The organism is Achromobacter xylosoxidans, assembly GCF_002192695.1.
GTDB classification, from domain to species: Bacteria; Pseudomonadota; Gammaproteobacteria; order Burkholderiales; family Burkholderiaceae_B; genus Achromobacter; species Achromobacter xylosoxidans_C.
The window spans coordinates 43,746-52,638 of sequence record NZ_MTLG01000023.1 but is presented as its reverse complement, the minus strand read 5'-3'; the positions used below and the strand labels follow the sequence as shown (position 1 = coordinate 52,638).

Here is an 8,893-nt window from a genome sequence, read left to right as displayed (position 1 = left end):
CTGGGTGTCCAGGTCGATCACTGCAACCCGAAGGCCGCGCTCCTGGAAGTCGAATGCCAGGTGGCAGGTTGCGAACGTCTTGCCTTGGCCGCCTTTCTGAATTGCCGTGACCAGTGTTTTCATGAGTTGGGTTCCTGTTTCCTCTTTCCCTTGGCGTCGGCTTCCCAACGCTTGACGATGAACGCTTGATGCTCCGGCAGTACCGCCGTCACCCGCTCGAATCCCTCGGGGAGCACTCCCCCCGCTGCTGCCCACACGCGGCTGACCGCTTGCGACACCGCCCCCTTGGACAGCCCCAGCGAGGCCACAAACTCGGCCTGGGGCCTTCCCTCGACCAGCACGCCGCGCGCTATGTCGATGGTCTGCTGCCCGATCTCCAGGCCCTTGATCGCCGCCTGAAATTGGGCTTCGGTTAGCCGTTTCTTCATGGAGAACACCCATATAAACTCCACACCCGGTTGTTGAACAAAAGGCGGTGCCAGCCGCCGACCATGTGCAGAAGTTTAGCTAAACTTGCCACCCGCGTCAAGCCTTTTAGCGGCTAAAAATGGGCGCATGATCTCCTTCCTTGGCGTTCAACCTGGCCGCGTCAGCGGCACTCATGAAGAACGTCATCAGCGGGCCGACCGTGCGGCTCGAACCGTTGGCAAAGCACACGTCGAACTGACCGCCGGCGGTGTGCGGATCGACGCCTTCCACCAGTCGCCAGGGGTCAAGGCCCCATTCCTCGGATTGCGCGCTGTACCAATAGGCCGGCGCATCGCCGTTCAAGTCGCTGGCCGCGTACTCGCGCACCAGGACGGCCACCCGGCCGGTGTTCGGCTCCACGAATCCCGGCGGGTAGGGTAGGGTCTGTTTTTTCATGTCAAAGCCCCTTCGGCTTGTAGATCGAAACGAAGTAGGTGATCGCGGTCAGCACCGCGAAGTACGCCAGGAACGACCAACCGGCATACACGCCAGGCGTGTTCCAGTGGTAGAGCATCCGCACGAACTGGAAGAAGGTGGCAATCGACAGCACCCACTTGAGGATCGGCCAGACCAGCACGGTCGCCACCCATACGAACTTGACCAGGCCGGCCAGCAGGCCAGCACCGGGGGCCTTGTTGGGGGCAGCAGACGCGGCGGCAGGCTCCACCGGCGCGGGCGCGGCGGGCTGCTCGATCTCCTTGGGGAACTTGATGATGTTGGACATAGCTTGACCCTCCACGCGCTTACGTGTTGAATGCTGGGTGCTCCCACTCGGAAGCATGGTTACGGTGTGCCAGCACCAGGCCAAGCGCCCCGGATCACTCCGGGGCGTTCCTCCACCTGGGGCCGCCCTTGATCTTGCCTCGGCTCACGCAATACTCCTTCTTGGCGTCCTCGATAGGCCCGGCCGTTGCCGACCGGGCCATGTGCTCTTACCAGCCGGCCCGGCGCTTGGCCTGCTCGACGGCTTCCATCGACCAATGGCCCTTGGCCTGCCCCTCCAGGGAGCATCCGGCGAAGTACGCCTTGCCGCGCAGTTCCTCGGCTTTGCACACCAGCTCGGCCGCCTCGGCCATCATGGCCGCGATCTCGTCACGGCGGGCCGGGAAGTCGGTCGCTGCCGCGCCCTCCAGCTCGTCAATCCAGGGCATGATCTTGTTGTCGCTCATCGGACTTTCTCCGGTAGTTGACCTGGGCAATGTGCCCGGCCTTCAAGTGCTATATTAGGGCAAAATGCCCTAACCTGTCAAGCACTTTAGCTAAACTTTTTTCGCTTTACCGGAATCCGAAGGCTAAACTTTAGCCGCTAAAACCTTTCCCTTGGCGTCAATCCTCTTTCCAGATCACGCCCAGCCCGGCCTGGTCGCACAGGATCGCCCATGCCGCATAGGGAATCGGGGTGTCCTCGCCGATCCAGCGGCGGATCGTGCGGTCGCCCTTCGCGCCCAGCCCCAGCGCCTTCGCGGCCTTGCTGCCGCTGAACCCGGCCAGGCGCAGCACCTCTCGGACTTCCTCGCCGGTCGGTTGCGCCCAGCGTTCGGCCGGCTTCAAGCACTCCAGCCGGATATTGGCGTCGTTCGTCATTTGTTCGTTCTCCTGGTCAAGTGATAAGCCGCAACTGGTCGAAGCCGTAGATCGACTGGATGCAGCTCGGGTCTGAATCGACCACGCGCCGGCCTGCGCGATTGGTCTTGTACGTTACCGGCCTGTCGTCGTGCGCCCACACCTGGCGGGTGTCGGGATGCACCTTCACGATGATGATGCGCTTGCCGATGTAGCGGTCGAAAACCGGGTGATGGACGCTCACGATCTCGCACCGCTGGCCGGGCTTGAACTCCACCAGGTCGGCCGGGCCTCCATCGCCATTCCTGGCGATGCTGCAGGTTGCCGCGCTCGCTCGCGGCATCGTTGTTTCCGGCGATACAGGCCCGCCCTCGCCCGGCTCGGCATCGTCGGCTTTGACGATGCTGCAGGTCATCGTCGTTTCTGGCGATGCGGGATCTCGCTCCGGGCCTGCGCCGGTGATTTTTCCCTTGGCGTCCAACCCGGCGGCCCTGGCCGCCTTGATCCTGGTCGCGGCCTCGGCCGCCCAGCGCCTGGCGATGAAGGCCCGATGCGAGGGCAGCACCACATCGACCAGGACGAACCCCGGCGGCACCAGGACGGTCGCCGGTGCGCGCCGCGCCGGCGGCTCCAAGCCGGCCAGCCAAGCGGGCAGGGGAGCATCGGCCAGGCGGTCGCGGTAGCTGGCCTCGACCATCACCGGGCGCTTCTTGGGGTCGATAGAGAAAACGGGAAATAAAGCACGGTAAGACAGCGGCAGGCCATGCCATGCTTGGTCTTTCTGGAATGGTGTCCAGTTGAAGTACGCCTCAACCGGGCGTCAGGCACCCCACCTATGTTGCGTCAGATTAGGATCGTTTTTCGCCTTTTCTGACGATCTGCGCTCGGCCTCTCAGGCTTCAACCTGACAGATCAACCGCTAGCGTGCTTTATTTTCCGAATTCTGAGACGACCCCTTCTTCTCGGCTCGCTGCGCAGCCAGGATGCCGCGCGCAACCTCGTCCACCGTCATGCGCCCTGCGCCGTGTCGAAGTGCGAGCGGTAGCCCGTTTCGGAGATAAACGGCCTGTCCAGGTCGATGACGTGGAACTGGAAGTGGGCACCCAGCGGCCCGCCGTAGCCGGCCTCGTACTCCACCAGGGCGCGCATGTCGCCATCCGCGACCAGGAACTGGCCGCGCTGGCCCCACAAGGGCACGTCGCCAGGCACCGCCGCGCAATGGCGCTCGATGACCTGGCCGGGCGCGTCGTGGTCGGCCATGCTGCCCACGTGCGTTCCGCCGTTCATCTTCCAGATGACGGCCTCGTATCGGTCGCTGGCCGCCTCGGCGGCCGCACCGTCACCGCGCATGATCGCCGCGTCGATCTCCACCACGGCCGCCACGGCGGCGGCCAGCAGCTCGTCGCGGTCGGTGGGCAGCTCGGCCAGCAGCTCGGCCGCCGGCGCGTTCCAGTCCTGGCCCGGCTGGGCCGGCGTCTTGCGTTTCTTCGCCATCGGCCGGCCCCTCAAGTGTCAGCACGCCGCCACGCGATCACGTCGCGGGCTTCGTAGCCGTGGCGCTTGCAGTCGTCGCAGAATCCCGAGCTGAACCCCTTGTGGTTCGTGCCGATCCATGCGGCCGGCTTGCCGCATTCGTGGCCGTAGGTGCCCGGCTCGGCGTTGTGGCACTTGCCGTCCGTCGCGTAGCTGTTCGTCGGTGCCTGGGGAGCGTTGTTCCTGGTCATGGTCGCCTCCTGGAAGCCCCGGCCGAAGCCGGGGCCGCCCCTCATCAGTCAATAGCCCGGTAGATCGCGGCCGCCTCGGCGTGGCTGGCTGCGAAGCCGCGCAGGAAGTGATAGCGGTCGATCAGGGCATCGCCGGCGTCCGTGTCGGCGGCCTCGGCCGCGAGCTGACCCAGCGCGAACAGGGTTGCGACAATGCCGGCGGCGTCGGCCGACAACTCGCCTCGGAAGCCGTTGCCGTCCACCTCGATCTCCAGGCGGTCGGCCAGGTCGGGGGCCATGTAAAAACCGCCGTCCGACAAGGTGTAGTAGTGCCAATACGCGCCGCTGTAGCGTTCGCAGAGCCGGCGAAGCCAGGCATACACCAGGGCCTCGCCGCGCATCATCAGACGCGGGCCGAAGTAGGCGGGCAGGAAGTCGAGGCGCTGGGCCTCGGCGACCAGGGAAGCGGTAACGGGTTGCTCTTGGGTGTTCATCGGACTTTCTCCGGTAGTTGACCTGGGCGAAATGCCCGGCCTTCAAGTGCTATATTAGGGCAAAATGTCCTAATCGTCAAGCACTTTAGCTAAACGTTTTAGCCGCTAAACCTTGCCCTTTCCCTTGGCGTGCATTACAATGTAATTCACGAACCCAACCGGAGAACCAATCATGGCTGCAAACCAGCTCGTACAAACGCGCATCGACGGCGCGATCAAGGAAGAAGCGGCGGCCGTCCTGGCCGCGATGGGCCTTACCGTGTCCGACGCGGTGCGGCTGCTGCTCACGAAGGTGGCCCAGGACAAGGCGCTGCCCTTCGAGCCGCTGATTCCGAACGCCACCACCATCGAGGCGATGAAGGAAGCCCGCAAGGGCAAGCTGCCGCGCTTCGCCACCGTCAACGATCTGATGGCCGATCTGCATGCGGCAGATTGAGCGCACCGGCCAGTTCAAGCGCGACTACAAGCGCGAGGCGAAAGGGCAGCACCGGGCCACGCTCGACGCCGACCTGGTGCCCGTCCTGGTCGCGCTCGCCGACGACCAGCCGCTGGAACCTCGGCACCGCGACCACGCGCTGACCGGGGACTGGAAGGATCACCGGGATTGCCACGTCAAGCCCGACCTGGTGCTGATCTACCAGAAGCCCGACGCCGACACGCTGCGCCTGGTGCGCCTCGGCTCTCACTCCGAACTCGGCTTGTGATCGGCGCGGGCCTGGCCCCGCGTCTCACGTTTCATTGACACTTGAGGGGCGCTTTCCGCGCCACCGGCCGAGCTGGCCGACCCCCTTCCTTGGCGTAAAACCTGCGGCGGTGGAGCTGCTGCGATGCTTGAGGATCGCGCGGCCGGTCGAACCGCGGCGACCTGGTTGGGGAGTGTGAGGGGGCTTTGCCCCCTCGCAAGCTCTCGAACTTACTGCCTTCCGCCAGGCGCTTGCGCCTGGCTCTCCTAAGCCGTAGCGCCGAAGGCGCTCCATTGTGGGGTGAGGCCGCAAGGCGGCCGAGGGGCGTAGCCCCTGGGGGGATGGGAGGCCGCTTGCGGCCGGGTGGGATCGAGAAGGGGGGTTTCCCCCCTTCGGCGGCCGGTCATGCTGCGCGGTAGCTTGGGCCGTGTTGCCGTTTTTTTCGCCAGCCTCTGGTTAAAACTACCTGGTTATATAAAAAGGTTATAAAGACGGTTAAAAACCTGGTTAGCATGACCGAAAAACGCGCGTAAACCGTTGTCACGCCAAGGAAAAGCGCGAAGAGGCCGCCCCTCAAGTGTCAATGGATAAGCCCCCCATGTGTCAATACGCTGCCCCTCAAGTGTCAAGAACCGCGCCCCTCAAGTGTCAGTAGGGCCGCCCCTCAAGTGTCAATACCGGGGCAGGGTTCCTAACAGGGTTATCCACAACTTCGGTGGATAACTCCATGCCGATCAGGCACTTAGGCCGCCTCGGCGGCCGCCTGGACGGCTCGACCAGGCCGAAATCGGCCGCTGCCCCCGAAGTGTCAACATCGCGCCGGCCCCGCTGCCCCTCAAGTGTCAACGTCAGGGCTGCGCCGGCCGGAGCCGGCCGACTTGTCTCGGAACTGTCCACAACGGCCGCGCCGGTGGGGCAGGGCAGGGAAGGCCCCGGAAACGGGCCAGGAAGGCCCGTCAGGGCCGCAAAGCCCAGCGGCGAGGGCCACCGGCCCGGTGAGGGGTCTCCTCGTTTTCAGTGCAATAAGTGACGGTACGAAAAGCTAGCACTGGCGCGGAGGTGGTGTTGGTAGATCGTTGATTTCATTGACTTTCCTGTTCACTTTCAAATCTGCGATTCGTGGCGTCAAACCGTGGTCGGTTTCATCCATTGGTGCCAGTTATCGATGCATTTGGCCGCGAAGGCAGGATTTGGTCAGCATAGCGGTCAACCGGGAAGCGAAACACACCCCGCAAGTTGATGCTCTCCAGCCTGGTGGGCGCAATCTTCCCGATCAGTTCCGGTGGAATGTAAGCGACCAGCGATGCCGTCTTGACGACGAACTTGGTGTCAGTTCGCCGGGTTGACCTCGTCGGTGAACACTTCGTCGCTCCACGCCAATGCGATTGCTTTGTCGAGGCGCTTCACCAACGCTGCGAGGGTCTCGCCATCCCGGCGTACCAGCATGGCCAGACTGTTGTGGTGATCGCTGGCGACGGCGACGCATTCATACGTTTCCAGGGCGCCGATCGAGATGTGGCCGCCTTCGTCGATCAAAGCCTCGATATTCTTCATCGAGGCCGGCGTCAGGCGACGTTTGGCGTCCAGCGATGCGGCAGCAACTCGTCGATCCGATGATTCGGATATTCGAGCAATCGTTCGAGCACGTCCTTCAGGTACGCCCACGGCTCATGCCCGCTCAGTCGCGCCGACTGCACCAAGCTCATGACCATCGCGGCGCGCTGGCCGGCGAGTTCGCTGCCGGCGAAGAGCCACGCCTTGCGCCCCATCGCCCAAGGCCGCATCAGGTTCTCGATGTGGTTGTTGTCGATGGCGACGTCTCCATCGTGCAGGAAGCGCCCCAGTGCCTGCCACCTTCGCAGGCTGTAGTCGATCGCCGCAGCGATACCGCCGCCGTCGGGCACCTTGCCGCGCTCTTGCCGCAGCCACAGGTGCAATTGCTCCCACAGCGGGGCGCTTCGCTCGCGCCGTGCCGCCAGGCGCTGGGCGCTGCTTGCGCCGCTCACCTCCTGCTCGATGCGGTAGAGCCACGCGAAGCGCTGCAGCGCCTGCGCCGCGATCGGGCTTGCGCCCGACTTGGCCAGCTCGTCGAACTTGCGCCGTGCGTGCGCGAGGCATCCGGCCTCGACGCGCCCGTGCAGCTTGAACACCGAACCGTAGCCCGCGTAGTCGTCGCAGGTGAGCGTTCCCGACCAGCGTCCGAGGAAGTCGATCGGATGGCGCGCTGCACGCCCCGGCGCGAAGTCGTAGACCACCGCCGGTAGCGCATCGAAGGCGCCTCGCGCATACGCCCACACGTACGCCTTGCGGGTCTTGCCCGCGCCGGGGTCGAGCATCGCCACCGGCGTCTCGTCAGCGTGCAGCACTTTGGCCTTGAGCACGAATTCGCGCAATGCCTCGTACAGCGGCGCCAGCGCCGCGCCGCCCGCTCCGGCCCAGCCCGCCAACGTCGATCGAGGCGTGTGCACGCCCGAGCGGGCGTTGATCTGCTCTTGCCTGTAGTACGGCACGTGGTCCACGAAGCGCGACACCAGGGTGTGGGCGACCAGCCCCGCGGTGGGCTGGCCCTTGTCAACGACGTGCGGGGCCACCGGCTCCTGCACCAGGGTCTGGCAGCAGCGGCACACCCACTTGCCGCGCACGTGCCGGTGCACGATGAATTCGGCCGGGATGATGTCCAGCCGCTCGCTCACGTCTTCACCCATGCGCTGCATCGGCTGGCCGCACCCGCAGGTGGTATCCGCCGGCTCGTGGCGATGCTCGATGCGCCGCAGGTGCTCGGCCAGCTTCTCGCGCCGCGGCGCTCGCTTCTGTGTGTCGGCGCTCGGCGCTTTGCCCTGCGCGGCCCTGATCGCATCGAGCTGCGCCTGCAGGTCGGCCTCATCCTCGGCGCCGGTGTCCTCGAACATCTGGCGCTGCATCGCGTTCATGCGCTCGGTCTTCGCACCGAACTTCCAGGCCTTGTGGCGGGCGAGCTCGAAGGTGATGCGCTCGAGCTTCGCGTCCTTGAACTTGATCTCGCGCTCGTAGCGCTCGGCGCGCTGCTCGTGCTGGCGCAGCTCGCCGGCCTGCGCGTTCACCTGCGCGAGCAGGCGGGCGGCCAGCTGGGTGAGTGCCTCGGACGGCAGGTCCTCGAGGTCTTCGGCTCGCAGTTGCGTGAGGTCCACCATCTGGAAGTGGATTGTGCGCGGCCATGTGAATGCCGCGCATCGGGGCATGTGCGCATTGCCCCGAACGCGCGCGAGTGCCTCAGACGTGAGAGATGCGCTGCATCTGCGCCAGGCGCTGCCAGGGCAGGCCCAGCACAAGCGCATCGAACTGTTCGCGGCTCAATGACATCGGCGCCGTGGAGCCGGGGGCGGGCCACTGGAAGCGGCCCTGGTTCAGCCGGCGCGAGGCACACCACACGCCGAAGCCGTCGTGCACGAGCAGCTTCACCCGCGTCGCGCGGTTGTTGGCGAACAGGTAGCCGTGGTGCGCCTGCGCAGCGCCGAACGCCTGCACCACCGCGGCCAGCAGGCGATCGGCACCGGCTCGCATGTCGATCGGCGCGCAGGCGAGCCACATCGCGTCGATGCGGATCATCGCAGCAGCTCGCGCAGCCACGCAGCGCAGTCGGCCCCGCCCGACTGCGGCCAGCTCACATCGACGTGCAATGCGGCGCGGCGGATCGCGACGCGGATGTCGCCAGTGGGTGAGGCCTGCGCCGGCGTCGCTGCAGCCGACTTCGGCAACGCGAGCGGGACAAAGCGCTGTGCACTCGGCTGCGCAGCAGCAGCTACCGCCACCAGGGCGCCGCCTCGCTTGAAGCCGCGGCCACGCACCCACTGGCGCACCAGGTTGGCATTCAGTCCGTACCTCAGAGCCACTGCCGCCACCGATGCGCCCGGCTCGCCGCAGGCACGCACCACTTCAACCTTGAACTCCACGTCGTGGCGGCGGCGCGGGGCATTGCGGTAATCATCCATTTGCTGTCCATCTA

General features: G+C 65.5%; 16 protein-coding genes. 2 read left to right on the top strand and 14 right to left on the bottom strand.

Going from position 1 to position 8,893, the window contains the following annotated elements; translation table 11 throughout:
* The 10 genes from BRO63_RS04350 to BRO63_RS04305 form a co-directional block, all read right to left on the bottom strand.
* The coding region (locus BRO63_RS04350; protein WP_143219442.1) for a ParA family protein at positions 1 to 123 on the bottom strand (123 nt) is incomplete at its 3' end.
* Positions 120 to 428: a transcriptional regulator KorA gene (locus tag BRO63_RS04345; RefSeq protein WP_041836477.1), complete on the bottom strand. Its 309-nt coding sequence runs from the start codon at positions 426 to 428 to the stop codon at positions 120 to 122. The genes BRO63_RS04345 and BRO63_RS04350, both read right to left, overlap by 4 nt.
* 106 nt (positions 429 to 534) lie before the next feature.
* Complete coding sequence (locus BRO63_RS04340; RefSeq protein ID WP_088138652.1) at positions 535 to 864, bottom strand: DUF2761 domain-containing protein; 330 nt, start codon at positions 862 to 864, stop codon at positions 535 to 537.
* A gap of 1 nt (position 865) precedes the next feature.
* Entirely contained in the window at positions 866 to 1,192 is a 327-nt protein-coding gene (gene kleE / locus BRO63_RS04335; RefSeq protein ID WP_011114065.1) for a KleE stable inheritance protein, read from the bottom strand.
* A gap of 208 nt (positions 1,193 to 1,400) precedes the next feature.
* Positions 1,401 to 1,637 (bottom strand): stable inheritance protein KleA, encoded by a 237-nt coding sequence (gene kleA / locus BRO63_RS04330; RefSeq protein ID WP_011114066.1) that lies wholly within the window; start codon positions 1,635 to 1,637, stop codon positions 1,401 to 1,403.
* Positions 1,638 to 1,794: 157 nt separating this feature from the next.
* On the bottom strand, positions 1,795 to 2,052 hold the full coding sequence (korC, locus tag BRO63_RS04325; RefSeq protein WP_011114067.1) for a transcriptional repressor KorC: 258 nt from the start codon (positions 2,050 to 2,052) through the stop codon (positions 1,795 to 1,797).
* A gap of 16 nt (positions 2,053 to 2,068) precedes the next feature.
* Entirely contained in the window at positions 2,069 to 2,728 is a 660-nt protein-coding gene (locus BRO63_RS04320) for a hypothetical protein (protein ID WP_256943237.1), read from the bottom strand.
* A gap of 311 nt (positions 2,729 to 3,039) precedes the next feature.
* Positions 3,040 to 3,525, bottom strand: coding sequence for a hypothetical protein (locus BRO63_RS04315; RefSeq protein WP_256943236.1), 486 nt, complete (start codon positions 3,523 to 3,525; stop codon positions 3,040 to 3,042).
* An 11-nt stretch (positions 3,526 to 3,536) separates the two neighbouring features.
* Entirely contained in the window at positions 3,537 to 3,755 is a 219-nt protein-coding gene (locus BRO63_RS04310; RefSeq protein ID WP_012478187.1) for a hypothetical protein, read from the bottom strand.
* A 44-nt stretch (positions 3,756 to 3,799) separates the two neighbouring features.
* Positions 3,800 to 4,228: an antirestriction protein gene (locus BRO63_RS04305; protein WP_011114069.1), complete on the bottom strand. Its 429-nt coding sequence runs from the start codon at positions 4,226 to 4,228 to the stop codon at positions 3,800 to 3,802.
* Between the two features lie 172 nt (positions 4,229 to 4,400).
* Here BRO63_RS04305 and BRO63_RS04300 point away from each other — a divergent pair, with 172 nt between their 5' ends.
* Positions 4,401 to 4,664 carry a type II toxin-antitoxin system RelB/DinJ family antitoxin gene (locus BRO63_RS04300; protein WP_011114070.1) on the top strand — a complete coding sequence of 88 codons (264 nt, stop codon included), beginning with the start codon at positions 4,401 to 4,403 and terminating at the stop codon, positions 4,662 to 4,664.
* A complete protein-coding gene (locus BRO63_RS04295; protein ID WP_011114071.1) occupies positions 4,651 to 4,932 on the top strand; it encodes a type II toxin-antitoxin system YafQ family toxin in 282 nt (93 codons plus the stop codon). The genes BRO63_RS04300 and BRO63_RS04295 overlap by 14 nt, the downstream gene beginning before the upstream one ends.
* A 1,308-nt stretch (positions 4,933 to 6,240) precedes the next feature.
* On the opposite strand, the gene BRO63_RS04280 is transcribed toward BRO63_RS04295, so the two are convergent.
* From BRO63_RS04280 to tnpA, 4 genes are all read right to left on the bottom strand, one after another.
* Positions 6,241 to 6,465, bottom strand: coding sequence for a hypothetical protein (locus BRO63_RS04280; RefSeq protein ID WP_088138651.1), 225 nt, complete (start codon positions 6,463 to 6,465; stop codon positions 6,241 to 6,243).
* 11 nt (positions 6,466 to 6,476) lie between these two features.
* A complete protein-coding gene (tnpC, locus tag BRO63_RS04275) occupies positions 6,477 to 8,081 on the bottom strand; it encodes an IS66 family transposase (protein ID WP_088138650.1) in 1,605 nt (534 codons plus the stop codon).
* A 79-nt stretch (positions 8,082 to 8,160) separates the two neighbouring features.
* Positions 8,161 to 8,496, bottom strand: coding sequence for an IS66 family insertion sequence element accessory protein TnpB (gene tnpB, locus BRO63_RS04270; protein WP_088138649.1), 336 nt, complete (start codon positions 8,494 to 8,496; stop codon positions 8,161 to 8,163).
* A complete protein-coding gene (gene tnpA / locus BRO63_RS04265; RefSeq protein WP_088138648.1) occupies positions 8,493 to 8,879 on the bottom strand; it encodes an IS66-like element accessory protein TnpA in 387 nt (128 codons plus the stop codon). Before tnpA ends, tnpB begins: the two co-directional genes overlap by 4 nt.
* Between the last annotated feature and the right edge of the window lie 14 nt (positions 8,880 to 8,893).